Origin of the sequence: Mesorhizobium sp. CO1-1-11 (assembly GCF_020164995.1) — a bacterium.
GTDB lineage: Bacteria > Pseudomonadota > Alphaproteobacteria > Rhizobiales > Rhizobiaceae > Mesorhizobium > Mesorhizobium australicum.
In genome coordinates this window covers 26211-51967 of record NZ_JAIUHE010000007.1, presented here as the reverse complement: position 1 = coordinate 51967, position 25757 = coordinate 26211, and the positions used below count along the sequence as shown (strand labels likewise).

Here is a 25757-nt window from a genome sequence, read left to right as displayed (position 1 = left end):
TTTCGCCGTTTGGCTATCATCGCGGCGAGACGAGGGATGGTGGACAGTGGCGGACAGCAAACATCAAGGCGCGCTCGGCGAGGTCTACGCGGCCAAGCGCCCGGAAGAGGTGGCCGCACTGTACGACCGCTGGTCGCAAACCTACGACGCCGACATGTCGGCAGCCGGCTACCGCCACCCGACCATCTGCCTTGCTTTGCTCGCCCGCCATCTGCCGCGCGGGTCAGCCCCGCTGCTCGACGCCGGGGCCGGTACCGGGCTGATCGGCGAGTGGCTCGATATTGGCGGCTATCCCCAGGTCGAGGCGCTGGATATCTCGCAAGGCATGCTGGATCAAGCCGCGCGCAAGGGCGTCTATTCGGCGCTGCATTGTCTGGCGCTCGGCGGCGCCTTGCCATTTGCCGACAGCACCTATGCCGGCATCATCTCGGCCGGCGTCTTTACCTCCGGCCATGTCGGCGCCGAGGGACTGGACGAACTGATCCGCATCTGCCGGCCGGGTGGGGTGATCGTGCTGACGATCAAGAACACGTTGTGGGATCACGGTTTTGCCGCGCGCATCGCCGAACTTGAGGCACAAGGCCTGGTCACGCGGGTCGAGGAAACACGACCATATGTCTCAATGCCAGGCGAGGCCGATACCGTCCCCAGCCGTGGCCTCGCCTTGCGCGTGAGTTAAGCCTTCACGCGCTCCATTGCCGGGTCGTATAGCGGCTCAAGATGGATTTGAGCCGGCGTCCGCTCCATCGCCACCACAAGTTCATAGCTGCCCGAGGCGAGAAAATCATCGCTTGCTCCGTCAGCGTTGCGCACATAACCGTAGCCGATGTTCTTTCCCACCGTGTAGCCATAGCCGCCGCTGGTGAGATAGCCGACCGGCTGGCTATCGCGCAGGATGGTCTCGCGTCCGACGAGCACGATCTCCGGATCGTCGACCGTGAAGCCGGCAAAGCGCTTCTTCAGCGAGGCGCCGCCAATCTTCTCGAGTGCGCGCCGTCCGACGAAGTCGGTGTTGTTGCGCAGCTTGACCGCCCAGCCGAGCCCAGCTTCCAGCGGTGTGTCGTTGGGCGTGATGTCGGAGCCCCAGGCGCGATAGCCCTTTTCCAGCCGCAGCGATTCCAGCGCGCGGTAGCCGACCGGCCGGATCTCGTGCTTCCCGCCGGCCGCCATCAGCGCGTCGAAGACTTCGCCGGTAGCGGCGATCGGCACATGCAGTTCCCAGCCCAGTTCGCCGACATAGGTGACGCGCAGCGCCCGGACTGTGTGACCGGCTATTGTGATCTCGCGCACATGGCCGAACGGGAAGCCGGCATTCGACACATCCGCATCGGTGACCGCTGAAAGCACGTCGCGGGCGCGCGGTCCCATCAGCGACAGCGTGCCGAAATCCTCGGTGACATCGGCGAGCTGGGCATCGAGGCCGTGGCCAATATGGTCGCTGATCCACGAGGCATCATGGGTGCGGAAACCCGTGCCAGTGACGATGTAGAATTTTTCCTCGGCCAGCCGCGACACGGTCAGGTCGGCCTCGATGCCGCCGCGCGAGTTGAGGAGTTGCGTGTAGGTCAGCCGGCCGACCGGCTTGCCGACATCGTTGGCACAGATCCAGTCCAAGGCCCTCGCCGCGTCGGGCCCGCTCAGCTCGTACTTGGCGAAGGACGACTGGTCGAAGATACCGACACGCTTGCGCACGTGCCGATGTTCGTCGCCGACGGCGGCGAACCAGTTCTGCCGGCCCATCGAATAGATGTCCTTCGGCTCGACGCCCTCCGGCGCGAACCAGTTCGGCCGTTCCCAGCCGAGCTTGGAGCCGAACACGGCGCGATGGTCTTTCAGTCTGTCGTAGAGCGGGGAGACGATGCGCGGCCGGCCGCTGGTGTATTCCTCGTGCGGGAAGCCGATCGCGTAATGCTTGCCATAGGCTTCCAGCGTACGTTCGCTTACCCATTGCCGGTCGCGGTGCAAGTTGGAAAAACGCCTGATGTCGACCACCCAAAGGTCGAGCGGCGCCTCGCCGTCGACCACCCATTGCGCCAGCACCCAGCCGGCCCCGCCGCCCGAGGCGATGCCGAAGGCGTTGAAGCCAGCGCCGACGAACATGTTGGGGCATTCGGGCGCCACACCGAGGATGAAATTGCCGTCCGGCGTGAAGCTTTCCGATCCGTTGATCATCTGCTTGACACCGACCGTCTCCAGCGCCGGCACCCGCGCGATCGCCTGCGCCATGTGCTGCTCGAAATGATCGTAGTCGTCGTCGAACAGCCGGAACTCCCAATCATTGGGCACGTCGCCCCCGGGAAGATTGGTCGTCCAGGCTTGCGGGTTCGGCTCATAGCCGCCCATCACCAGCCCGCCGACCTCCTCCTTGAAATAGGTGCGCCGATCGGGGTCGCGCAGCGTCGGCGCGTCGGTTGCCAGCCCCGCGATTTTCTCGGTGATGATATACTGGTGCTTGACCGGCTGCAGCGGCACGTTGATGCCGGCCATCGCGCCGACCTGCCGCGCCCATTGCCCGGCGCAGTTCACCACCTTGTCGCAAGCGATGTCGCCTTGATTGGTCTTCACCGCCGTGATGCGGTCGCCCTTCATCTCGAAACCCGTGACGCGCACGTCTTCGTAGAGATTGGCGCCGTGCATGCGCGCGCCCTTGGCCAGCGACTGCGTGATGTCGGAAGGGCTCGCCTGGCCGTCGGTCGGCAGCCAGGAGGCGCCGACGAGATCGCCGGTCTCCATCAAGGGCCACATCGCCTTGACTTCCGCCGGAGACAGCAGCTGCATGTCCATGCCGAAGCTTTTCGCCGTCGTCGCCAGCCGTTTGTACTCGGTCCAGCGGTCGGCATTGGTGGCGAGCCTGAGGCACCCCGTCATCTTCCAGCCGGTGGCAAGACCGGTTTCGGCTTCCAGTCCCTTGTAGAGGTCGACCGAGTATTTCAGTACCCGCGTGATCGAGGCCGACGAGCGCAATTGGCCGACCAGGCCGGCGGCATGCCAGGTCGAGCCCGAGGTCAGCTTGCCCTGTTCGAGCAGCACCACGTCGGCCTTGTGGTCACGCGCCAGATGATAGGCCGTCGAACAGCCGATGATGCCGCCGCCGATGACGACGATCTCGGCCTGGCTAGGCAAGGTCATGATTTCAGGATCCCGTATTTTATCCGGTAGTTTTCCAGCGCCGCGTCGAGCCGCGCCAGGTTTTCCTCGGTGTAGGCGACGTAATCGATCCCGGGGGCGTCGAGATAGAGCTCCGACACCATGCTCCACATCGCCTCGCGCAGCAGCGAGGCACATTGCATGGCGGCGTGCGAGCGGCGGATCGCCTCGTCCGGTTCCTTCATGAAATAGGCGGTCAGGAAGGCGAAGGATTCCTCATCGCTCATGCCCGCGTTCGAGGCGACGCCGGCAAGGTCGAACATCGCCGTATTGAAGCCGGCATATTCGAAATCGATCAGCCAAAGCCTGCCGCCGTCGTCCAGAATGTTGGCCGGCAAAAGATCATTGTGGCCAAAGACGATCGGCAGCAATTTCTGGGCGCGCTCCAGTTCGTCGGCCAACACCAGAAAGCGCGGCAGGTCACCGCGCTTGCGGCTGTTGCCCTCGTCCAGCGTGCGTGCATAGTCGCGGATGACGTGGAACACCCAGAACATGAAGCCGGCGCCGGAGATATGGTTGGGCATCTCGCGGTGAAAGCCGCGCATCAGCGTCGCGACGCGGCCGAGATTGGCGCGCACGTCCTCGGCCAGATAGGTTCTGGCGCCAAGAAACGCCGTCACCATGATCCCCGGTTCGGCGTAACGGACCGCCGGTGCGAAGCCCGCCGCGTGAGCCGCCCGCGCGGTCATCACCTCCCGTTCGCGGAAGACATGGTGGAACGGATAATCCTGGCCGAAACGCACCACATGTTTGCCGGCCGCATCGGTGACCACATAATTGGCGTTGCTCAGGCCGCCGGGCAGCGGCGCGATCTCGATGGCGCCCGTCCAGCACGGCAGGGCGTGGATGCGGTCTTCGGCAATCACGGGTTCATCCCTGGTTCGCAGGCCTGGTTTGCTGGGCTTCGATATGGCGCCATGGGCGGCGCAACGACGGCGGGGTGAAACGCAAACAATCTCGTCGGTGCGGGATGCCAGGATCGGTATCCCGCACCGCACCGACGAGCCCCTTGGCCAGGTTTATGAGCCCGGCATCCGCCCCCGCGGATCTGAAAATTCCTTGCGCCAGACACGTTACAGGCTGCCTGGGGTCAGTGAATTGCAGCTCTGCCAATTACATCCCGCTGCAGTTCCGAACCCTGTTGAAGATGGATTTCACGCCGGGGTTGCTCTTCTGTCAATAAAAAGATGTGACTTTTTTTGGGTGTTTTGTCCGAAAGCATGCGCAATTTCCTTAAAAGCGCTAGGAATGCCTTAGAATCGGTCATTTTTGGGATGCCCATATGAACCACTCGAAACGGCATGGCGAGATCCTGCGGCTGCTGCAGGAAGAGGGAACCGTCACTATCGCCAGCCTGGCCGACCGGTTGGGCGTTTCGCTCGAGACCGTGCGCCGCGACGTCAAGCCGCTCACCGGCGACGGCTCGGTTCTGAAGATGCATGGCGCCATCGGCCTGCCGTCGATGGTCGGCGAAGCGCCGTTCGAACGGCGCATGCGCGAGCATGCCGACGCCAAGCGAAGCATTGCCCGCGCGGTCGCGGCCACCATTCGCGACGGCGAATCGATCATGCTCGACACCGGCACCACGACCTCGTTCCTGGCGCGCGAACTGCTCGGCCACCGGCGCCTGACGGTCGTCACCAACTCGTCCGACATCGCCCGCACCCTGGCCACCATCAACGGCAACAAGGTCTATATGGCCGGCGGCGAGCTGCGCAGCGATTCAGGCGCCGCGTTCGGGACGTCGGCCATCGAGTTCGTCAGCCGCTTCTCGGTCAGCCACGCCATCATCTCCACCGGCGCCGTGGATGCGCTGACCGGTGTCATGGACTTTGATCTGGACGAGGCGGAATTCGCCCGCATGGTGCTGTCGCGGGGCCAGCGCTCGCTGGTCGTCACTGACCACACGAAGTTCGGCCGCCAGGGCCTGGTCCAGGTCTGCGGCTTTGACGGCTTTTCCGAACTCGCCACCGACCGCGCGCCGCCGCACGACATTGCCGCGGCACTGGCGCAGGCCGGGGCGCGCCTCAGCGTCGCCGGCGGAATTTAGCCGAAGACCAGCGACTGGTGGGCGCACACGCCCGCGAAGGTGCCGCCCGACACGGCGAAGGCGATGTTGTGCATCGCGCGTGCCGCGTCACCGGCGGCATAGACGCCGGGAACCGTCGTTTGCTGCCGGTCATCGACTGATATCATCGGGCCGAGCAGGCCGTCCTTGAGGCCGCAGCCGAGCTGTTCGGCCAGCGGGCTCGCCATCGTGTTGCGTGGCGCGGTGAATATCGCCTTGACGCCAGCCTGCCGGCCATCGACGAGATGGACAACCAAGCCGCCGGAGCCATCATCGCTCAGTTCGTTGACCGTCGCGGGCTCGAACCTTACATTCCTGCTCTCAAGCGCATGCATCTCGTCGGCATCGGGCTTGATCAGTCCGTTGCCGAACAGCGTGACGTCGCCCCAATCGGAAATCAGTTGCGCCTGATGCATGGACATCGGGCCGGTCGCGAGCACGCCGAGCGGCCCGGTGGAAACCTCGTAGCCGTGGCAATAGGGGCAATGCAGCACGGTTCTGCCCCATTGCTCGGCAAGCCCGGGAACCTCCGGCAGGATGTCGCGCACGCCGGTTGCCAGCACCAGTCGTGCGGCGCCGAATGTCTCGCCGCCATCGGTGGTGATTTCGAAATCGCTGCTGCTGTTGGCAAAGGCTTTGTCCGCCCGTGCGGTCACAAGCCTGGCCGTCGGGTAGGCAAGCAATTGCCGCCTTGCATCGTCTAGGATCGCTCCAGGCGTGCGCCCGTCCTGGCCGAGAAAGCCGTGCGAATGCGCGGCAAAGCGGTTGCGCGGCTGGCCGGCGTCGATCACCAGCACGGTGCGCCGCGCCCGCGCCGCCTGCATGGCGGCGGACAGGCCGGCGAAGCTGCCGCCGATAACGGCAAGATCATACTGCATGGCTGGATACTCCAACGAGGTCGAAACGACGGCGAAAATCGGCTGTCAGGTCGGCCAGCGTGATGCGGCTGAGCTTCTCCGCCAGCAGCTTCTCGGCCGCGATACGAAAATCGTCGAGCACGGCGATCACCGCTTGCTCGACGAGACAGCCCGGGCTTTCCGGTTCGGTGCTGAACGGCAGCAGCGTCTCGCCAAGGGCAAGGCTGATCTCGGAAAGTGAAATGTTCTCGGGCGCGCGCCCGAGCAGCCAGCCGCCGCCATGTCCGCGTGACGAGGTGACGATGCCGGCGTCACGCAAGCCTGCGATGGTCCGGCGCACCACCACCGGATTGGTATGGATGAAGGTGGCAAGCTGCTCGGAGGTCAGAGCCTGCTCGGGCTTCTCGGCCATGTGAACGAGGATGTGCAGAGTGGAGGACAGTCGGCTATTGCGTTTCATGTAACTTAGTTAGTTACGATTTATCGCAATGTCAAATGCGCCAGCGGCCTTGCGAGGTTGGCGGCAAGGCTAAACGGGTAAAGCGCGAAAACTCATCCTGAAGCAGGCGCCGCTGGGCTTGCCATCGAGGATATCGATGCGGCCGCCATGGAGATACATGATTTCCTGCACGAGATTGAGGCCGAGGCCGGCGCCATGATCCTGCGGGCGCAGCCGATAGAAGGGCTCGAAGATGCGCTCCCGCTCGCCCGGCGGGACGCCGTCGCCTTCGTCCCGGACCTCGATGATGGCGGGCGTTGTGACGCCGACGGTGATCTTGCCAGCGCGGCCGCCATGCTCGATGGCGTTCTGGACGATGTTGGTCACCGCGCGCTCGATGGCGGTGCGGTCTCCGGTGGCGAAAATCGTGTCCCGTTCCGGCTCGAACGACATTTCGTAACCGGCAGAAAACGCCATCGGCGCGAGGTCGACGATAACGCCGCGCGCGGTCGCCACGAGATCGACCGCTTCGAACGGCGACGTCTGCCGGTCGAGGCGCTGCAGGTCGAGCAACTGGTCGGTCAGCGTCGAAAGCCTGGCCGCGTCCTGCAGCAGCCGTGCCCGCTCCGGTGTCGCCGGCAGCGAGGCGAGGCGCGTGTTGAGGATGGCGACCGGTGTCCTGAGCTCATGGGCGGCGTCGGTGAGGAAGCGCTTGTGGCGCTCATAGCCCTTGTCCAGGCGCGCAAGGGCGGCATTCACGGCCTTGACCAGCGGCGTCACTTCCGCCGGCACGTCCTTGAGCGGCAGCTGCACGCCGCGCTGGTCGATGTCGATGCGCTCAGCCTCGGCCGCCGCATGGCCAAGGCCCGACAGAGCGCCACGCACCACCCATGGCGTCGCGAACAGCGTGGCCAGCGCCATCAGCCCGGCGAGCGGCAATATGCCCTGCAGGAAGAATTGCGGCGCCTGGCCGAGCAGACGCAGCAGCGAAAGCCCGCCCTTGGTGCCGCTGAAAATCTGGACGTTGCCGGCCATCGTGTCGGTCCAGCGGATCTTTCCCTCCGGCGGCGCGGCTTGTCCGATTGTATGGCCGATACGGGCGTCGCTGATCGTTTCCAGCAGTCCGCTGAAAGGCTGGAAGATGGGCGGCACGGTCCCCTCCTGCAGCCTTTGCCCCTGCTTGTCTCGAATGATGAACCAGAGGTCGGGAACACCCGACCGCAGCTTCGTCAGGTCCGAGGTCTCGCGCAGAACCAACTTGCCGCCGGCATCGCGTGTCACCGCATCCGCCAGCACGTCCATCGTGCCGTCCTCGTAATCGTGCGGGATAAGGCCGGTGGCCAGCATGGCGCCGAGAATGCCGACGATGATCAGGGTCAGCATGGCGCATTGCAGCAAGGCGATGCGCAGCACCAAGCTCCATTTCAGCGAATGCGGGCGCTTGAGGCTCATCGCTTGGCGCTCATGTCGTCTCGCGCAGGAGATAGCCGACGCCGCGAATGCCGTTGATCGTCACCCCGGCATTGGCATCGGCGAGCTTGCGGCGCAGGCGCGAGACGTGCGTGTCGAGCGCGTTGGACTGGATCTCGTCGTCGAGGCCGAACACCGCCTCCATCAGCGCCTCGCGCTGCACCATGCGGCCGGTGCGGCGCATCAGAGCCTCCAGCACAAGGAGTTCGCGGCGCGGCAGGCTGAGCGGTTCGGCGCGGATAGAGGCTTCGCGATGTCCGACGTCGAGCACCAGATCGCCGGCGCGGATGAACTGCGACTGCAGCGGCGCCGGGCGCCTGAGCAGCGCGCGCAACCGGGCAAGCAGTTCCTCAAACGCGAATGGCTTTGCCAGATAATCGTCCGCGCCCATGTCCAGCCCATCGACCTTGTCCGACGTGTCGCCTCTCGCCGTCAGCACCAGCACGGGCGAGGTGTTCCTGGCCGAACGCAGTCTCGGCACCAGCGACAGCCCGTCGCCATCCGGCAATTGGCGGTCGAGCAGGATGGCGTCATAGCTGTCGACGGCAACGAACCCCTCCGCCTCCAGCAACGTGCCGGCGTGATCGACCACCATATCGTGGCGCTTCAGCGCGGCACGAAGGGCCGAGACCATCTCGGGTTCGTCTTCGACCAGCAAGATACGCATCGACAATCCCTCAGAACATTGCGCCGGGCGCTACCGCGCCAACATTGCGTAAACATGGCAAAGCCGAAGGACTGCGGTCGACAGGCACTTTCTTGGCCTCAGCGAAATTGCGCAATGTCTATGCAACCCAATCGCGGCAAACAACCCGGGTCGGCACGAATCGCTCGCGCCGACGTGAAGGCGTCAGGCCCGAATATGCAACAGGTCGGGCCTGACGCTCGAAACCAATGGCGCTGAAACGAAACCACGTGGCCACACCAAACTGGTTGGCGTGATGTTGTCCGGGATTGAGGTTACGATGCCCGCAAATGATGCTCTGTCCTTTCTCATGGCGTGGACGGTCGCGCCGTTCAGGGTCGGCTCCGTCACGCCGTCCAGTTCCAGCCTGGCGGCATTGATGACCTGTGACATTGGACCCGAGACCGGGCCCGTGCTGGAACTCGGCCCAGGAACCGGGCCGTTCACGAGGGCGCTGCTGTCGCGCGGGGTGAAGGAGGAAGATTTGACGCTGATCGAATCCGATCCGGATTTCGCCGCACTGCTCATGCGTCGTTTTCCTGCTGCCCGGATTTTCGAAATGGACGCCGTCGGTCTGCGCCATCTCTCGCTCTTCCAACGGCCTGCGATTGGCGCCGCCGTCAGCGGCTTGCCTTTCCGGCTGATTTCGCCGCGCAGGACATTTGCCATTCTCGAAGCTGTTTTCGCCAACCTTCGCCCCGGCGCAGCGCTCTACCAGTTCACGCTCGGACGGCGCTGCCCATTCGACCAGTCGCTGCTCGACAGGCTCGATCTCGGGGTTACGCGGGTTGGCCATACCTTTCGCAACTTCCCGCCGGCGACGGTCTATCGCATCACCAGGCTCAACACGTCAGGAACCTACGACTGGCGCTTCGCATGACGGGACCATTGTCGGCCATTCTCGGCTTCGGCCTGTTCGGCGTCTTCTGCCTCGCCTTTACCGAGAAGATTCTGCCGATCCCGCCCTCGCATGTGCTGCTGCTGTTCCTCGGCATGACGGCGGCGCCTGACGATGGGACGCTGGCAATCCTGCTTGGCGTGACCACGCTGGCCTCAACGACAGGCTGTCTCGTCTGGTACACTGTCGGCCGCCGGATCGGAATCGATCGCGCCGACAGGCTGGTCGAGCGGTTCGGCAGATATGTCTTCTTGCGCCCCGAGACCTACCGCAAGCTTGGCCAGGCCTATCGCCGCAACCATGTCAGGGTTTCCCTGCTGGCGCAGTTCATTCCGACGGTGCGCAACTATTTGCCGATCGCGGCCGGCGCGCTCTGCCTGCCAGCCTTACCTTTCGTGGTCGCGACGCTAGCCGGAGCCACGCTCTGGAATGCCGGCTTTCTGCTTACAGGCTATGCGCTGCATGGCAGCGGCCAGAGCCCGCTCGCCGTCGGCTTTCGCATCATCGCTATTGTCGTGGCGCTGGAAACGGCATTCATGCTTGCCTTGCGCTACGGCCCGGCATGCTGGCGGCGCATCCGGCCGATGCTCGGCTGAGCCACGGCCAGACATCCAGCCATGGGACATCCAGCCATGGGATAAGAGTCGCCATCGGCTTTTCTTCGCGGTTGCGGCGGTGTTTAGTCCGGCCATGGCCTTCACCATCCGGCAGTTGCAGTTCTTCATCGCCGTCGCCGAGCAAGGCACGGTATCGCGCGCGGCGCAAAACCTCTCCATCTCGCAATCGTCGGTCACCGAGGCGATCAAGGAACTTGAAAGCGATCTTGGCGTCGAACTGTTCGAACGCCATCCGCGCGGCCTCAACATCACCCACAAGGGTCACCAGTTCCTGCGCCACGCGACAAAGATTCTCGCCGATGTGTCCGACGCCCGCCGTTCTTTTTCCGGCGAGCAGGCCGTGGCGGGCGGGCGGCTGCAACTGGGCGTCACCTCGCTGGTCGCCGGCTATGTGCTGTCGGACCTGCTTTCACGCTACCGCCGCGCCTATCCCGGCGTCGAGGTCTCGGCCATCGAGGACAATGGCGACTACCTCGAACATCTCCTGATCGGCGGCAAGCTGGACATTGCCGTCATGGTCACCTCCAATTTGCGCGACCGCACTGCACTGCAATCGGAAATCCTCGAAGTCTCGGCCTACCGGCTGTGGCTGCCGCTCGGCCATCCCCTGGCTGGCGCCGACATTATCGGCATCGGCGATATCGCCTCCGAACCGCTGATCATGCTGACCGTTGACGAGATCGAGGAAAACACCGGCAAGCTGCTGACGGCGATCGGCGCCAGGCCGCATGTCGCCTTCCGCACCCGTTCCGTGGAGGCCGTTCGCAGCCTCGTCGCCACCGGGGCCGGCGTGGCGCTGCTGCCTGACCTCGTCTACCGCCCCTGGTCGCTGGAGGGCGACCGCATCGAATCGCGCGACATTTCCGGTTCCTTGCCGGTGGTGCAGGTTGGCATGGTCTGGCGGCGGGGATCTGGCTTGGCCGCCGCGGCGCGCGATTTTGTGGGTCTTGCCCAGTCGCAGCGGACGGTGCGCCGCTAGTGTGGTCTGCTCCCGGCGACGCCGCCAGTCTTGCGCTTGCGCTTTGTGGCGGGAACCGGCTCCGCTTTGAAAGGCCCGAGCGGAGCAACCTCGAAGCGGCCGGCGCTGGCAAGCCTGACGGCGCGGCGAAACGTCGGACACTCCATCGGCCGAGCGGCGGGGCATCGGGCGGCGTGACGCAAAGCCTCCCGGATCGCGGTCAGGCGCTGGATGGTGTGGTCCAGTTCGTTGGCCTTCGCATCCAGGCGCGCCCGATCCATTTTCGGCAGGCCGCCGGGCGTCAGCATCGCGGAAATCTCGTCCAGTGCGAATCCGCCGGCGCGTCCAAGCCCAATCAAGGCGAGCCGTTCCAGGACAGCCGGATCGAACAAGCGGCGCAGGCCGCGACGGCCGATCGAAGCGATTAGGCCCTTCTCCTCGTAGTAACGAAGTGTCGATGCGGGTACGCCGGTGCGGCGCGACACTTCGGCAATGTCCATATCTTTCATGCTTGACCTCAAGTCGGCTTGAACTCGTAAAGTGATGGCGACGATTGGTGAGAGCAACAGAAAAGTGAGGTCCGTTATGTCGCGATCCGCACAGCCAAATACACGGCAAGCCGCGCTCTGGAACGACGCCAGCGGAAAGGCCTGGGTCGAAATGCAGCCGATCCTTGACGAGATTCTGGCGCCGTTCGAGCGGCTGGTAGTCGATGCCGGCTATCCCGGGGAAGGGGGCAACGTCCTGGACATCGGCTGCGGTGCCGGCGCGACAACTCTGGCGATGGCGCGCCGCGTCGGCAACAACGGACGTTGTGTCGGGCTGGACATTTCGCAGCCGCTTGTCGCTCTGGCGACAGAACGCACGCAGGCGGAAGAGGTGGCAAACGCAAGTTTTGAAGTGGGCGATGCCCAGACGTATGCGTTCGAATCAGGTGGCTTCGACGCTGTTGTCTCGCGCTTTGGCATCATGTTCTTCGATGATCCCGTGGCCGCGTTCTCCAACATAAGACAGGCAGCGAGGCGCGGTGGCAAACTCGCCTTTGTTGCCTGGCGCAGTCCGGCGGAGAATGATTTCATGACGACCGCCGCGCGAGCGGCTGCGCCTTTCCTGCCGACCGCACCCGCGCCAGACCCCGATGCGCCGGGGCAGTTTGCCTTTGCCGACGGCGCCAAGGTGAAGCGGATACTTGAAGCGAGCGGCTGGTCGTCAATCGACGTCAGACAGGCGAACTTACCATGTAAGATCGCCGAAGGGGATCTGATGATGTATGCCACCCGGCTAGGGCCGCTCGCCGCCGCGCTGCGCGAGGTCGACCAGGCGACGGCCGAAAAAATTATCACGGTGTTGCCTGCTGCCTTCGCCCCTTTCGTAAAGGATGGTCAGGCTCGTTTCAACGCCGCCTGCTGGCTGGTGACGGCGCTGGCCTGAGGGAGTATATCGGAAAAACCGATATCGGCCTTCTGATAAATGAATTTGCGAAACCGGGATTTTCAAAGCACCTTCCGTTGGAAGGACCAAAGCTGCCATCAGAGTGGCGTCAAGTCCAACGGACGAGCTGACAAGTTTTTCAGTCCGCGCGTGATCTGGCGACAACCGGAGCGGTTTCAGGATCACGTGCCAAAATGGGAGATCGATAATGCATTCATTCCTGAAGTCGTGCACTGCCTTGACGGTCGCGCTGACCTTCTCCGGTCAGGCCATCGCCCAGGTGAAGGAACTCGGCAAGGGCGAAGGTCAGGTCAACATCGTCGCCTGGCCGGGCTACATCGAGCGCGGCGAGACCGACAAGGGCTATGACTGGGTGAGCGCCTTCGAGAAGGAGAGCGGTTGCAAGGTCAACGTCAAGACCGCCAACACTTCGGATGAAATGGTCTCGCTGATGAACGAGGGCGGCTTCGACCTCGTCACGGCTTCGGGCGATGCCTCGCTGCGGCTCGTCGCCGGCAAGCGCGTGCAGCCGATCAACACCGATCTCATCCCGAGTTGGAAGACGGTGGACGACCGGCTGAAGGACGCGCCCTGGTTCACCGTCGACAAGGTGCACTACGGCGTCCCCTATCAGTGGGGTCCCAACATCCTGATGTACAACACCGAGGTCTTCAAGGAAGCACCGAAGAGCTGGAACGTCGTCTTCGAGGAGATGAAGCTGCCGGATGGCAAGTCCAACAAAGGCCGCGTCCAGGCCTATGACGGACCGATCCATATAGCGGACGCCGCCAATTATTTGATGTTCCACAAGCCGGAACTCGGCATCAAGGATCCCTACGAATTGAACGAGGACCAGTACAAGGCGGCGCTCGAATTGCTGCGCGTCCAGCGCACGCTGGTTGGCCGCTACTGGCACGACGCCGCCATCCAGGTCGACGATTTCCAGAACGAAGGCGTCGTTGCATCAGGCTCGTGGCCGTACCAGGTCAACACGCTGGTCGCCGCCAAGAAGCCGGTCGCCTCGACCGTGCCGGAAGAAGGCGTCACCGGCTGGGCCGACACCACCATGATGGAAGCCGACGCCGCTCACCCGAACTGCGCCTATATGTGGCTCGAGCATTCGCTGGCGCCGAAGGTGCAGGGCGATGTCTCCGCCTGGTTCGGCTCGCTGCCGGTCGTGCCGGCCGCCTGCAAGGGCAACGAGCTGCTCGGCGAGGAAGGCTGCAAGACCAACGGCTACGACAATTTCGACAAGATCAAGTTCTGGAAGACGCCGGTTTCCAAATGCGCCACGCAGAACGACCAGTGCGTGCCCTATTATCGCTGGGTATCGGACTATATCGGCGTCATCGGCGGACGGTAATCGCGCTTTGCTGAGAGCTTGGCGCTGCCCCTCATTGTCCTGCCGGACATTTCTCCCCGTATAGAGACGGGGAGAAAGACGCTGTTATCAATGGTTTCGCCAACTACCAACGTTGCAGAATAAGCGCCAATATCGCGACCAGCTTCCTTCTCCCCGTCACTATACGGGGAGAAGGTGCCGGCAGGCGGATGAGGGGCAGCGCAGACGCTTCAATTGAAGAGCCTGGGACATTGCAGGACACCCCATGATATCAGCCGTTTCCTTTCAAAAAGCCTCGCGCCATTTCGGCAGCGTTCGCGCTGTCGACGCTGTCGATCTCGACATCGCGCCAGGCGAATTCTTCGCCATGCTCGGGCCGTCCGGTTCGGGCAAGACCACGTGCCTGCGTCTTATCGCCGGCTTCGAGCAGCCGACGGCGGGTTCGATCTCGATCTTCGGCGAGCGGGCCGAGGGCGTGCCGCCCTACCGCCGCAACGTCAACACCGTGTTCCAGGACTACGCGCTGTTCCCGCATCTCAACTTGCTCGACAACGTCGCCTACGGGCTGATGGTCAAGCGTGTCGGCAAGGCCGAGCGGCACAAGGCGGCGGAAGAAGCGCTGTCGCTGGTGCGGCTGCCCGGCTATGGCGCGCGCCGGCCCGGCCAGCTTTCCGGGGGTCAGCGCCAGCGTGTCGCGCTCGCCCGTGCCCTGGTCAACCAGCCCAAGGTGCTGCTGCTCGACGAGCCGCTCGGCGCGCTCGACCTCAAGCTGCGCGAAAACATGCAGGAAGAGCTGAAATCGCTGCAGAAGGCGCTCGGCATCACCTTCGTCTTCGTCACTCACGACCAGGGCGAGGCGCTGTCGATGGCCGATCGCGTCGCCGTCTTCAACGATGGCAGGATCATGCAGATCGGCACGCCCGAGGATATCTACCAGCGGCCGAGCACGCGTTTCGTCGCCGATTTCGTCGGCTCCTCCAACGTGCTGCCGCCCGATTTCGTGCAGCGCTATTGCGGCCAGCGCCGCTGGGGCAGCCTGCGCCCTGAATCCATTCGTGTCGGCCGCGCGGCGAGCGGCGAAGGCGTCGCCGCGCGCCTCGTCTCGACCAACTATCTCGGCGCCACGACAAGGCTGGCGCTCGATGCCGACGGGTTGAAACTGCACGCCGTGGTGCCTGCGGGAACGCCCCTGCCGGCCGAAGGTGAGGCGGTCATGCTCACCTTCAACCGCGAGCATCTGCACCTGATGGACGAGCCGGTATGAGCCTCGACGCTACCATGCCGCGTGCCACGGCGCCCGCCATCCTGCCCGGCAGCGGCGGCATGCGCGGTGCGCTCTCAGACCTCTTCTGGCGCCGGCCAAAAGTCCTGCTGCTGCTGATGCTAGTTCCGCCAGTGCTGTGGCTCGGCATCGTCTATATCGGCTCGTTGTTCGCGCTGCTGGCCCAGAGTTTTTTCTCGATCGATGAGTTCTCGGGCCTGATCAATCGCCAATTCACGCTGAAGACCTATGGCGACCTGCTCCAGGCCGCCAATCTCGACATCATCCTGCGTACGGTGACGATGGCCGCACTGGTCACGCTTGCCTCCGCCATAATCGCTTTCCCGATCGCCTACTATGCGGCGCGCTATGCGCGCGGCCGCTGGAAGGCGCTGTTCTATCTCGGGGTCATGCTGCCGCTGTGGTCGAGCTATCTGGTCAAGATCTATGCCTGGAAGCTGATCCTGGCCAAGGAAGGCATCCTCACCTGGCTGCTCGCCAAGCTCAACCTGTTGTGGCTGCTCGACGCCTGGCTGTCGCTGCCGGTGGTCGGCGGCAATTCGCTGTCGGTGTCGTTCACCGGCACTTTCATCGTGTTCGTGTATGTCTGGCTGCCGTTCATGATCCTCCCCGTTCAGGCAGCCCTGGAGCGGGTGCCTGGCAATCTGGTCGAGGCCTCGTCCGATCTCGGTGCTTCGTCGGGGCAGACATTCCGCAACGTCTTGTTCCCGCTGGCGCTGCCCGGCATCGTCGCCGGTTCGATCTTCACCTTTTCGCTGACATTGGGCGACTACATCATCCCGCAGATCATCGGCACCTCGCGCCTCTTCATCGGCCAGGCCGTCTATTCGCAGCAAGGCACCGCCGGCAACATACCGCTCGCCGCCGCCTTCACCGTGGTGCCCATCGTCATCATGGGTTTCTACCTCTGGGGCGCCAAGCGCATGGGGGCTTTCGATGCGCTCTGACCGTGGTCAATCCGCTCCCCTCGGCCTGAAGATCGCCGCCGCCAGCGGCCTGCTCTTCCTGCATCTGCCGATCCTGCTGATCTTCGTCTATGCCTTCACCACCGAGGAGAAGAGCTTCGTCTGGCCGCCGCCCGGGCTGACCACGCAATGGTTCGCCGTCACCTGGAACCGGCCCGATGTCTGGGAAGCGCTGTCGCTGTCGGTGCGCGTCGCCGCCATCTCGACCGCGATCGCGCTGCTGCTCGGCACGCTCTGCGCCGCAGCTGTGTCACGGACGAAATTCTTCGGCCGCGAGACCATCTCGCTGCTGGTCATCCTGCCCATCGCGCTGCCCGGGATCATCACCGGCATCGCGCTGCGCTCGGCCTTTTCGCTGGCCGAAATCCCGTTCTCGTTCTGGACGATCGTGCTCGGCCACGCCACTTTCTGCGTGGTCGTCGTCTACAACAACGCGGTCGCTCGTTTCCGCCGCACCTCCGGTTCGATGATCGAGGCCTCGATGGATCTCGGCGCCGATGGCTTCCAGACCTTTCGCCATGTCCTGCTGCCCAACATCGCCACCGCACTGCTCGCAGGCGGCATGCTGGCCTTCGCCCTCTCGTTCGATGAGGTCATCGTCACCACCTTCACCGCCGGCCAGCAGCAGACCGTGCCGATCTGGATGCTGGAGGAACTGATCCGCCCGCGCCAGCGCCCGGTCACCAATGTCGTGGCCATGGTGGTCGTGCTGGTGACGCTGCTGCCGATCCTGTTTGCCTATTACCTGACCCGCGACGGTGACCAGATCGCCGGTTCGGGCAAATGAAAGTAGTGAGTAGTGAGTAGTGAGTAGATTTGGTCCGCTCTTTAACTACTCACTACTCACTAATTACCCCATTCGCTTCTGCCCCAAGGAGACACCATGGACACCCAGATGCTGATCGGCTCGAAATTCGAGAAGGGCACCGAGACCGAGGAGCCGATCCTCAATCCGAAGACCGGGGCGACCATCCTCAATCTGCCCGAGGCCAGCCAGGCACAGATCGAGGCGGCGGTGAGCGCCGCCGAAAAGGCGTTCGCCTTGTGGTCGCGCACCACGCCGGCACAGCGCTCCGGCTACCTCCTGAAGATCGCCGACCGCATCGAGACCGAGGCGCAGGAGTTCGCGACGCTGGAGGCGTTGAATTGCGGCAAGCCGATCAATGCGGTGCTCAATGACGAAATCCCGGCCATCGTCGACTGCTACCGCTTCTTCGCCGGGGCGGTGCGCTCTATGCCAGGTGTGGTAGCGGGCGAATATCTGCCCGGCCACACTTCGATGGTCCGGCGCGACCCGATCGGTATCGTCGCCTCGATCGCGCCATGGAACTATCCGCTGATGATGATGGCCTGGAAGCTGGCGCCGGCAATCGCCGGCGGCAACACGGTGGTTTTCAAGCCGTCGGAGCAGACGCCGTTGACGGCGCTGAAGCTGGCGACGATCCTGGCCGATGTCCTGCCCGAGGGCGTCGTTAATGTCGTGCTTGGCCGGGGCGACAGCGTCGGCAACACGCTGATCAATCACCCCAGGGTCAACATGATCTCGATCACCGGCGACGTCGCCACCGGCAAGAAGGTGCTGCAGGCCGCCGCCAAATCGGTCAAGCGCACGCATCTGGAACTCGGCGGCAAAGCGCCGGTCATCGTCTTTGACGACGCCGACCTTGGCGCCGTCGTCAAAGGCCTGCGCGCCTTCGGTTACTACAATGCCGGCCAGGACTGCACCGCCGCCTGCCGCATCTATGCCGGCAAGAAGATCTACGACAAGCTTGTCGCCGATCTCTCCACCGCCGTCTCGACGATCAAATACAATCTATCAGACGACACCGAGAACGAGATCGGGCCGCTGATCTCGCGACGCCAGCGCGACCGCGTCTCGAGCTTCGTGGAACGTGCTTCGGAGCTGAAGCACATCGAGATCACCACCGGCGGCAAGCCGGGCGAGGGCACCGGCTTCTACTACCAGCCGACTGTCGTCGCCGGCGCGCTGCAGGAGGATGAGATCGTGCGCCGCGAAGTGTTCGGCCCCGTCGTTTCGATAACCCGCTTCACGGAAGTGGACGAGGCGGTGGCCTGGGCCAACGACAGCGATTACGGCCTGGCGTCATCCGTGTGGACCAAGGATGTTTCGCGCGCCATGGCGACCGCCGCGCGGCTGCAATATGGCTGCACCTGGATCAACACCCATTTCATGCTGACCAACGAGATGCCGCATGGCGGCCTGAAACAATCCGGCTACGGCAAGGACATGTCGCTCTATGCGCTGGAGGATTATACCGCCGTGCGCCATGTGATGGTTGCGCATGGGTGAGGAGCGGTCGCCGCTGGCGATCAATCGACAACGATTTGTCGATCGAAGCGACGAACGCCCGGAGCCATAGCGAAGGGCCGGGCGCCGGATCAGGGGCAGCGCAAGCTTCTACGATGCCGGCGCTGCCCTCATTTGCCTGCGGCATCTCCTCCCGTGAACGGGAGAAGAACTCCGGCCGCTACTCCACGATGCGATAGATGTTCCACAGGCTGGTGCCCGACACGACATAGGGCTCCATCTCCTTGCCCCATTTGGCGTGCGCGTCGATCTTGCCGATCTTGGCGAACATCGCCTCCAACTGGGCCAGGCTTTCGACCTGGTGATGCGACTCGACCGTCGCTTCACGGGCGCCGATCGATCCGGTCATGATCTGGAATTTGAGCTCGGTGAGGCCGACCTGCGAGCCGATCTCGCGTTCCCATTTCCGCATCAGCTCGAGCACCGTCTGCTTGTGCCCGAACTTGGCATCGATCTGCCATCTGGCGCTGAACATGTTGGTTCTCCTCCATCACTTGCGGCTCAGGCCGCGGGTTGATCTACTCGTCCCAGGCCTGCACGACGGTTTGGCGCGCGATCAGGCCGTTCTTCAGCTCCAGCATTGCCGCGCAGAACACCTTGGTGCCGTCCGGGTAGGCGCATGCCTGGGTGAATGCCAGGCTGTCGCCGTGGGCGATGGTGGTGTCGACCTTGTGGGTCATCGCCCGGCTGCAGATGTCGTCCCAGAACGTCGTGATCGCCGCGCGCCCGCGGATTTCGCGCGGCTTGCTCGGCGGATTGTTGCGGTCGATCACCCGCACCAGCGCATCATCGGCATAGAAGCTCGACAGCATCTTGCCGTCACGGCCTTCGATCGCTTTCTTGATCGCCGCGCCATCCACGGCTTGGGTCTTGGTCAGCATTTTATCCTCCCTATGCCCGTCTTCAAGATCGGGCGTTTGACGTTTGAGGTGTCGCCCGGCGCTCGCCGACGGGCGGTGTCTTTCACTGTGACTTGGCCTTAACTGCCGCAAACACGCCGTCGGTCTGCTTCTTGAAGGTGGCCAGATCGACCTGGCTGCCGTTGAGGATCGTCGACCAGTGGCGCACGATCGCGGCCATCGCGATCGTCTCCTTGATCTCTTCGTCCGATGCGCCGTTGAGCTTGGCCGCCTCGGTGTGGAAATAGATGCAATACTGGCACGGGATCTGCGACGCGACCGCCAGCCCCATCAGCTCCTTGGTCTTGCCGTCGAGCGCGGTCTTGGGATTGAGCTGGACGCCCTTGATCTCGGCCCAGGCGCCGGCGATGGCGACGTCAGGCAGTGTCTTGAACATATCCGGCACCGAGCCGAGCGTCGCCTCGATGTCCTTGTAGGCTGTCGCCGCCGACGCATCCTCGGCTTTCGCCGGAGTGATCGTGAACAGCGCGCCAATGCCCGCCGCGATCACGAGTGACCTGACATTCAGTTTTGACTTGGGCATTTCATCCTCCGTTCGCAGCGCCTTTCCGGCGATATCCGCCTTGGCCTGCATGGGGGAATTGATAGCGCCTATGGCAGTGTGCCTGCTTCGCCCGAAAGCGCCATGGCTCTCATGGCCCGTCCGGGCCAGTCTGCCTGGCGGAAAATGCCGCCGCGGCCGCTCGCGACGGCAGGTCGAGCTTCAGCAGTATGTTGGCGACGTGGCGCTTGACCGTGTGCTCGCTCAGCCTGAGTTCGGCGGCGATTGCCGCATTGCTCTTGCCGTCGGCGATCAAATTCACGACTTCGCTCTCGCGCGCGGTCAGGCAAGCCGGTTCGGCCGCTTTGGTCTTGGGCCGGCAGGCCGGCTCCAGGTGCTGTTCGGACATCGCAAGCACAAACGCCAGCGGCTCGTCCAGCTCGTCGATGCCCACACGCCCGCGATCGACGAAATGAAGACCCGAGCCGACGGCCAGATCGGCGACCAGCCTCGACGCCAATATCTCGCCGCGCCCGGCGTGAGCGGCGAGTTGTATCGTCACGCGGCCCGTCAATCCTGCAGGACCCCCCCGCGACTCGATCTCGCCGACATGCGCCCCTTGCGCGCTTGCCACCCCGATTTGCTGCGCCGCGTCCCGCAACGCCGCCGCGCAACGCAAGGCACGCCCAGGGCCGTCGAAGCGCGAAATCATCATCTCGGAGTGCATGTCCGCGCAGCGCCCGCCATGGCGCGTCACAAGGGTCCGCCATGTCTCATGGAAATGCTGGCTGCGTTCACTCCACATCCGGTCTCCGAGGCGGGCCGTGTCGTAGATCCGAGTCACGAGAAGCGCAGCCAGAACGCGTTCGGCTTCCACCACGGCGCGCTCGCCGGTCAGGAACTCCTCGATCAGGTCGGCGACCCGGTCGACATCGCCGGTCCAGATCGGATGGTCGCGCCCCGGGATTTCGACCAGCCGCGCGTTGGGGATCTTCCTGGCCAGAAAGCGGCTGGCGTCGGGGTCGACCCGCACATCGTTGCGACGATGGATCAGCAGCGTCGGCGCGCCGATTGCCGCCAGGACGCCGCGTACATCGATCCCCGCGTTCATCCGCGCCAGCGTCGCCGCCGCGGTAGGGCTTGCCGACAGCCGCTCGAAGCGCGCCCACCAGGTTGAAAAGCGGGTATCGTCGACCCTGCCCGGTGCGAAATTGGGCAAGGTGGCGCCTGTGCCCCAGGCCGTCTCGGCCGTCGCGATGAAGGCTTCCAGACGCTCCGGCGGCATCACCCATTTGTGGAAATGCGCGTAGCCGCCATAGAGCGCCAGTGCCCGCGTCCGCTCTGGATAGGTGGCGGCGAACAGCATCGCCAGCGGCGCGCCTTCCGAAGCGCCAAGGATCGACGCGCGGCCGCTGCCGACCGCATCCATCACCGCGCGCACATCATCCATGCGGGTCTCGAGGCTGGGCAGGTGATGGACATCGACGCGGTCGGAAAGACCCGTGCCGCGCTTGTCGAACAGGATCAGCCGTGAGAAGGCCGAAAGCCGCCTCAGGAGCCTGGTATAGCCCTCGTCTTCCCAGTGCAGGTCGAGGTTGGAGATGAAGCCGGGGACGAAGACGAGGTCGAACGACCCCTGGCCGACCACCTGATAGGCGATCCGCACCTCGCCGCTAAGGGCGTATCGGGTCTCGATCGGCCTCACGAGGGTGTCCGCCCGGCCTGACGATTTCTGATCGCCAACCATAGCAGAGCCGCGCCGGTTGCGGCAGCTTATATTTTAGCGGAAATGAATGTAGCCGGCGGCCGACGCGGTTACTTTTGCGACGCGGCGACGTCGCCAGGCGAGGCCGCGAGGCCGAGCTTGAGATCGGCCTCCGCCGGCGTGATCGGCCGTTTGATCCTGGCCGAAGCGACCACGACCAGTTCGTCGAAGCCTTCACCGCCGCTGTCCAGCATCTCGAAGAACTGGCGCCGCATTCTCGGCTCCCAGAACTTGTTGATATGCTCGGCGACGCCGGCAACGCCTTCCTCGCGTGGCCTGGAGTGGAAAAAGGCGGCGATCTGGTTGGCCATGCGCACCAGCTTTTCCCCCGTGCTCATGATGTGCTCTTCGTCATGCGACATGCTGGGCAACTCCCGAAATCACCCGGTCGGGGTGGGTAAAAACATCGAAATCGTCGCCACGCACCAGCGCCACCAGCGTCATGCCGGCCTCTTCCGCGGTGCGGATGGCAAGGGCCGTCGGCGCCGAGACGGCGATGATGAAGGCTGAACCGATCGCCGCCGTCTTCTGCACCATCTCGACCGAAACACGGCTGGTCACCACGACGGCGCCCGATGCGCCATCGATATTGGCCTTGGCCAGCGCGCCGGCCAGCTTGTCCAGCGCATTGTGGCGGCCGACATCCTCGCGCGCCATGACGACGCCCTTGCCAGGGACGTAGAAGCCGGCGGCGTGCACGGCGCCAGTCTCTGTGTGCAGCGGCTGCACCTTCGACAGCAGCTTGACCGAGCGGGTGATATCGTCGGCCTCAAGCGTAAGCTTCGACGCACCGACCGGATCGACCGAGCGCATTGCTTCCTCGATGGATTCGATGCCGCAGAGCCCGCAGCCGACCGGCCCGGCAAGCCGCCGCCGGCGAGCCTCGAAGCGCGTATTGGCCTGGTCCTTCAGCCGGATCTGGATGTCGATGCCGGCGCCATGATCCTCGACCTCGATGGCTTCGATCTCATCAGGCGCAGCGATGATGCCTTCGGTGAGCGAGAAGCCGAGCGCGAAATCCTCGAAATCGGCGGGGCTCGCCATCATCACCGCATGCGTGGTGCCGGCGAAGGAGAACGCCACTGGCGTCTCCTCCGGCACCATGCGGTTGGCCGCAGCCGTGCCGCTGGCGCGGTGCGCCAGTCGCGATATCTGCGTCGTCGCTTTGCGGCGCGGGGCCAAAACTACTCCGCCGCCTGCAGCGGAGCGATGCGACGGCTCTGCTTGGCCTGCTCGTCATAGTCGCGCTGCCATTCCGACGGGCCGTTGGAAGCGCCGACCTGCACCGCGGTCACCTTGTATTCCGGACAATTGGTCGCCCAGTCGGAGAAGTCGGTGGTGATGACGTTGGCCTGCGTGTCGGGATGGTGGAAGGTGGTGTAGACCACGCCCGGCGACACCCGGTCGGTGATCAGCGCGCGCAGCGTCGTCTCGCCCGAACGGCTGGTCAGCCGGACCCAGTCGCCATCGCGCAGGCCACGATTTTCTGCGTCGTGCGGATGGATTTCCAGCCGGTCCTCGGAGTGCCACATGACATTTTCGGTGCGCCGCGTCTGCGCGCCGACATTGTACTGCGACAGGATACGGCCGGTGGTCAGCAGCAGCGGGAAGCGCGGTCCGGTTCTTTCGTCCGTCGCCACATATTCGGTGCGGATGAACTTGCCCTTGCCGCGCACGAAGCCATCGACATGCATGATCGGGGTGCCAAGCGGCGCCTTGTCGTTGCAGGGCCATTGCACGGAGCCGACCCGGTCGAGCAGGTCGAAAGAAACGTTGGCGAAGCTTGGCGTCGTCTTGGCGATTTCGTCCATGATTTCGGACGGATGGGTATAGTTCCAGTCGAGGCCGATCGCACGGGCGAGTTCCTGCGTCGCCTCCCAATCCGCGTAGCGCGCCTTCGGTTCCAGCACCTTGCGCACCATATTGATGCGGCGTTCGGCATTGGTGAAGGTGCCGTCCTTCTCGAGGAAGGTCGAGCCCGGCAGGAAGACATGCGCGTAGTTCGCCGTCTCGTTGAGGAAGAGGTCGTGCACGACCACGCATTCCATCGCGGCCAAGCCGGCGGCGACATGCTTGGTGTCGGGATCGGACTGCAGGATGTCCTCGCCCTGGATGTAGATGCCCTTGAACGAGCCGTCGACGGCGGCATCCAGCATGTTGGGAATGCGCAGGCCGGGTTCGTCGTCGAGCTTCACGCCCCAGAGGCTTTCGTAGATGTCGCGCACCGCGTCACCCGAAATGTGCCGGTAGCCCGGCAACTCATGCGGGAACGAGCCCATGTCGCAGGAGCCCTGCACATTGTTCTGGCCGCGCAGCGGGTTCACGCCGACGCCAGGCCGGCCGATATTGCCGGTGGCCATTGCGAGGTTGGCGATCGCCATCACCGTGGTCGAGCCCTGGCTGTGCTCGGTGACGCCGAGGCCGTAATAGATCGCGCCATTGCCGCCCTTGGCGTAGAGACGGGCGGCACCGCGGATCAACTCCGGATCGACGCCGGACAGCTTGCCGACGATTTCGGGGCTGTTTTCCGGCAGGGCAACGAAGGACGCCCAGTCCTGGAACTCCGCCCAGTCGCAGCGCTCGCGGATGAAGGCTTCGTCGAAAAGGCCCTCGGTGACGATGACATGCGCCAGCGAGGTCAGCACGGCGACATTGGTGCCGGGCTTCAGCGGCAAATGGTAGTCGGCTTCGACATGGGCCGACTTGACCATCTCGGTGCGGCGCGGGTCGAGCACGATCAGCTTGGCGCCCTGACGCAGCCGCTTCTTCAGCCGCGAGGCGAACACCGGGTGCGCGGAAGCCGGATTGGCGCCGATGATGACGGCGACGTCGGTGAATTCGACGGAATCGAAGTCCTGCGTGCCGGCCGAGGTGCCGTAGGTCTGGCCGAGCCCATAGCCGGTCGGCGAATGGCAGACACGCGCGCAGGTGTCGACATTATTGTTGCGGAAGCCTTGGCGAACCAGCTTCTGGACGAGGTAGGTCTCCTCATTCGTGCAGCGCGAGGAGGTGATGCCGCCGATCGCGGTGCGGCCGTACTGGTACTGGATGCGGCGGAATTCCTTGGCCGTATGGGCGATCGCCTCTTCCCAGCTCACTTCGCGCCACGGATCGCTGACCTTTTCGCGGATCATCGGCGACAGGATGCGGTCCTTGTGGGTGGCATAACCGTAAGCGAAGCGGCCCTTCACGCAGGAATGGCCATGGTTGGCCATGCCCTCCTTGTAGGGCATCATGCGGATGACTTCGTCGCCCTTCACTTCGGCCTTGAACGAGCAGCCGACGCCGCAATAGGCGCAGGTGGTCACGGCCGAGCGCTCCGGCAGGCCCTTTTCGAGCACGGTCTTCTCGCGCAGCGCATCGGTCGGACAGGCCTGCACGCAGGCACCGCAGGACACGCATTCGGAGGCAATGAAGTCCTCGTGCATGCCGGCGACCATGCGCGATTCGAAGCCGCGGCCCTCGATGGTCAGCGCGAAAGTGCCTTGCACCTCCTCGCAGGCGCGCACGCAGCGCGAGCAGACGATGCACTGCGCCGGATCATAGGTGAAATAGGGGTTGGACTCATCACGGGCGATGTAGTCGACCGCGAGCGAGCCATGGCCCGGCGCGACGCCATTTTCTTCCTTGACGTGGTTGCGGCCCTCAACGCCGTAGCGATTTTCGGTCAGGCCGACAGACTTCGCCACCACATCGAACTCGCTGGCGCCAGTTCCGGCCTTCTCGTGCCAGCCGGTCGGATGGTCGGAGACGTAGAGTTCCATGACGCCCCGGCGGATGGCGTCGAGCCTGTCCGACTGCGTGCGCACCACCATGCCTTCGCCGACAGGCGTCGTGCAGGAAGCCGGCGTACCGCCGCGCCCGTCGATTTCGACGAGGCAGACGCGGCAGGAACCGAAGGAGTCCAGCATGTCGGTGGCGCAGAGCTTGGGGATCTCCACCCCGCCTTCCATCGCCGCACGCATGATCGACGTGCCTTCAGGCACGCTGATGCTGCGGCCATCGACGGTCAGCGTGACCTGTTTTTGCGCCTTCGACTCCGGAGTTCCGTAGTCAATCTCTTCGATCAGCGTTGGGAAGTCGGCCTTGATGTTCATCTGCCA

25 protein-coding genes are annotated in these 25757 nt (G+C 64.1%); 11 read left to right on the top strand and 14 right to left on the bottom strand.

Features of this window, described 5'->3' with window-relative positions; all coding sequences use genetic code 11:
* Positions 1 to 46: 46 nt before the first annotated feature.
* Positions 47 to 679 carry a class I SAM-dependent DNA methyltransferase gene (locus LB554_RS09720; protein ID WP_224584271.1) on the top strand — a complete coding sequence of 211 codons (633 nt, stop codon included), beginning with the start codon at positions 47 to 49 and terminating at the stop codon, positions 677 to 679.
* Here the strand turns inward: LB554_RS09720 and LB554_RS09715 are convergent.
* Both LB554_RS09715 and LB554_RS09710 read right to left on the bottom strand, forming a co-directional pair.
* Positions 676 to 3129, bottom strand: a complete 2454-nt coding sequence (locus LB554_RS09715) for an FAD-dependent oxidoreductase (protein ID WP_224584269.1) — start codon at positions 3127 to 3129, stop codon at positions 676 to 678. The genes LB554_RS09720 and LB554_RS09715 overlap by 4 nt on opposite strands.
* Positions 3126 to 4013, bottom strand: coding sequence for a phosphotransferase family protein (locus LB554_RS09710; protein ID WP_015314142.1), 888 nt, complete (start codon positions 4011 to 4013; stop codon positions 3126 to 3128). The genes LB554_RS09715 and LB554_RS09710 overlap by 4 nt, the downstream gene beginning before the upstream one ends.
* Positions 4014 to 4429: 416 nt before the next feature.
* Between LB554_RS09710 and LB554_RS09705 the strand changes: the two genes are divergently transcribed.
* Positions 4430 to 5197 carry a DeoR/GlpR family DNA-binding transcription regulator gene (locus LB554_RS09705; RefSeq protein WP_140614877.1) on the top strand — a complete coding sequence of 256 codons (768 nt, stop codon included), beginning with the start codon at positions 4430 to 4432 and terminating at the stop codon, positions 5195 to 5197.
* Here LB554_RS09705 and LB554_RS09700 read toward each other — a convergent pair.
* The 4 genes from LB554_RS09700 to LB554_RS09685 form a co-directional block, all read right to left on the bottom strand.
* Positions 5194 to 6093: an NAD(P)/FAD-dependent oxidoreductase gene (locus LB554_RS09700; RefSeq protein WP_224584268.1), complete on the bottom strand. Its 900-nt coding sequence runs from the start codon at positions 6091 to 6093 to the stop codon at positions 5194 to 5196. The two genes, LB554_RS09705 and LB554_RS09700, sit on opposite strands and share 4 nt — an antisense overlap.
* On the bottom strand, positions 6083 to 6532 hold the full coding sequence (locus LB554_RS09695; RefSeq protein ID WP_140786980.1) for an RrF2 family transcriptional regulator: 450 nt from the start codon (positions 6530 to 6532) through the stop codon (positions 6083 to 6085). The genes LB554_RS09700 and LB554_RS09695 overlap by 11 nt, the downstream gene beginning before the upstream one ends.
* A gap of 69 nt (positions 6533 to 6601) precedes the next feature.
* Positions 6602 to 7963: a sensor histidine kinase gene (locus LB554_RS09690; RefSeq protein WP_224584266.1), complete on the bottom strand. Its 1362-nt coding sequence runs from the start codon at positions 7961 to 7963 to the stop codon at positions 6602 to 6604.
* Between the two features lie 10 nt (positions 7964 to 7973).
* Complete coding sequence (locus tag LB554_RS09685; RefSeq protein ID WP_140660565.1) at positions 7974 to 8648, bottom strand: response regulator transcription factor; 675 nt, start codon at positions 8646 to 8648, stop codon at positions 7974 to 7976.
* A 298-nt stretch (positions 8649 to 8946) separates the two neighbouring features.
* Between LB554_RS09685 and LB554_RS09680 the strand changes: the two genes are divergently transcribed.
* The 3 genes from LB554_RS09680 (at position 8947) to LB554_RS09670 (ending at position 11160) form a co-directional block, all read left to right on the top strand.
* Positions 8947 to 9546, top strand: coding sequence for a class I SAM-dependent methyltransferase (locus LB554_RS09680; protein ID WP_224584264.1), 600 nt, complete (start codon positions 8947 to 8949; stop codon positions 9544 to 9546).
* Positions 9543 to 10160, top strand: coding sequence for a DedA family protein (locus tag LB554_RS09675; RefSeq protein WP_224584262.1), 618 nt, complete (start codon positions 9543 to 9545; stop codon positions 10158 to 10160). Before LB554_RS09680 ends, LB554_RS09675 begins: the two co-directional genes overlap by 4 nt.
* Positions 10161 to 10254: 94 nt before the next feature.
* Entirely contained in the window at positions 10255 to 11160 is a 906-nt protein-coding gene (locus LB554_RS09670; RefSeq protein ID WP_015314134.1) for a LysR substrate-binding domain-containing protein, read from the top strand.
* On the opposite strand, the gene LB554_RS09665 is transcribed toward LB554_RS09670, so the two are convergent.
* Positions 11157 to 11648: a helix-turn-helix domain-containing protein gene (locus LB554_RS09665; protein WP_224584260.1), complete on the bottom strand. Its 492-nt coding sequence runs from the start codon at positions 11646 to 11648 to the stop codon at positions 11157 to 11159. The genes LB554_RS09670 and LB554_RS09665 overlap by 4 nt on opposite strands.
* 151 nt (positions 11649 to 11799) lie before the next feature.
* Here LB554_RS09665 and LB554_RS09660 point away from each other — a divergent pair, with 151 nt between their 5' ends.
* The 6 genes from LB554_RS09660 (at position 11800) to LB554_RS09635 (ending at position 18470) form a co-directional block, all read left to right on the top strand.
* Entirely contained in the window at positions 11800 to 12570 is a 771-nt protein-coding gene (locus LB554_RS09660) for a class I SAM-dependent methyltransferase (protein ID WP_224584257.1), read from the top strand.
* A gap of 208 nt (positions 12571 to 12778) precedes the next feature.
* A complete protein-coding gene (locus LB554_RS09655) occupies positions 12779 to 13933 on the top strand; it encodes an ABC transporter substrate-binding protein (protein WP_015314131.1) in 1155 nt (384 codons plus the stop codon).
* Between the two features lie 244 nt (positions 13934 to 14177).
* Positions 14178 to 15176 (top strand): ABC transporter ATP-binding protein, encoded by a 999-nt coding sequence (locus tag LB554_RS09650; RefSeq protein WP_224584256.1) that lies wholly within the window; start codon positions 14178 to 14180, stop codon positions 15174 to 15176.
* Positions 15177 to 15190: 14 nt separating this feature from the next.
* Positions 15191 to 16141: an ABC transporter permease gene (locus LB554_RS09645; protein ID WP_224584439.1), complete on the top strand. Its 951-nt coding sequence runs from the start codon at positions 15191 to 15193 to the stop codon at positions 16139 to 16141.
* Positions 16131 to 16946: an ABC transporter permease gene (locus LB554_RS09640; RefSeq protein WP_140614865.1), complete on the top strand. Its 816-nt coding sequence runs from the start codon at positions 16131 to 16133 to the stop codon at positions 16944 to 16946. Before LB554_RS09645 ends, LB554_RS09640 begins: the two co-directional genes overlap by 11 nt.
* 96 nt (positions 16947 to 17042) lie before the next feature.
* A complete protein-coding gene (locus LB554_RS09635; protein ID WP_140714175.1) occupies positions 17043 to 18470 on the top strand; it encodes a gamma-aminobutyraldehyde dehydrogenase in 1428 nt (475 codons plus the stop codon).
* A gap of 178 nt (positions 18471 to 18648) precedes the next feature.
* Here the strand turns inward: LB554_RS09635 and LB554_RS09630 are convergent, their stop codons facing one another.
* From LB554_RS09630 to fdhF, 7 genes are all read right to left on the bottom strand, one after another.
* Positions 18649 to 18963: a hypothetical protein gene (locus LB554_RS09630; RefSeq protein ID WP_015314126.1), complete on the bottom strand. Its 315-nt coding sequence runs from the start codon at positions 18961 to 18963 to the stop codon at positions 18649 to 18651.
* A gap of 43 nt (positions 18964 to 19006) precedes the next feature.
* A complete protein-coding gene (locus tag LB554_RS09625) occupies positions 19007 to 19369 on the bottom strand; it encodes a nuclear transport factor 2 family protein (protein ID WP_015314125.1) in 363 nt (120 codons plus the stop codon).
* 82 nt (positions 19370 to 19451) lie between these two features.
* A complete protein-coding gene (locus LB554_RS09620; RefSeq protein ID WP_140660571.1) occupies positions 19452 to 19931 on the bottom strand; it encodes a carboxymuconolactone decarboxylase family protein in 480 nt (159 codons plus the stop codon).
* Positions 19932 to 20040: 109 nt separating this feature from the next.
* On the bottom strand, positions 20041 to 21594 hold the full coding sequence (locus LB554_RS09615; protein ID WP_224584254.1) for an alpha/beta fold hydrolase: 1554 nt from the start codon (positions 21592 to 21594) through the stop codon (positions 20041 to 20043).
* 110 nt (positions 21595 to 21704) lie between these two features.
* Positions 21705 to 22016 carry a formate dehydrogenase subunit delta gene (locus LB554_RS09610; RefSeq protein WP_015314122.1) on the bottom strand — a complete coding sequence of 104 codons (312 nt, stop codon included), beginning with the start codon at positions 22014 to 22016 and terminating at the stop codon, positions 21705 to 21707.
* Complete coding sequence (gene fdhD / locus LB554_RS09605; protein ID WP_140614862.1) at positions 22006 to 22836, bottom strand: formate dehydrogenase accessory sulfurtransferase FdhD; 831 nt, start codon at positions 22834 to 22836, stop codon at positions 22006 to 22008. The genes LB554_RS09610 and fdhD overlap by 11 nt, the downstream gene beginning before the upstream one ends.
* Positions 22837 to 22838: 2 nt before the next feature.
* Positions 22839 to 25751, bottom strand: a complete 2913-nt coding sequence (fdhF, locus tag LB554_RS09600; protein ID WP_140614861.1) for a formate dehydrogenase subunit alpha — start codon at positions 25749 to 25751, stop codon at positions 22839 to 22841.
* Between the last annotated feature and the right edge of the window lie 6 nt (positions 25752 to 25757).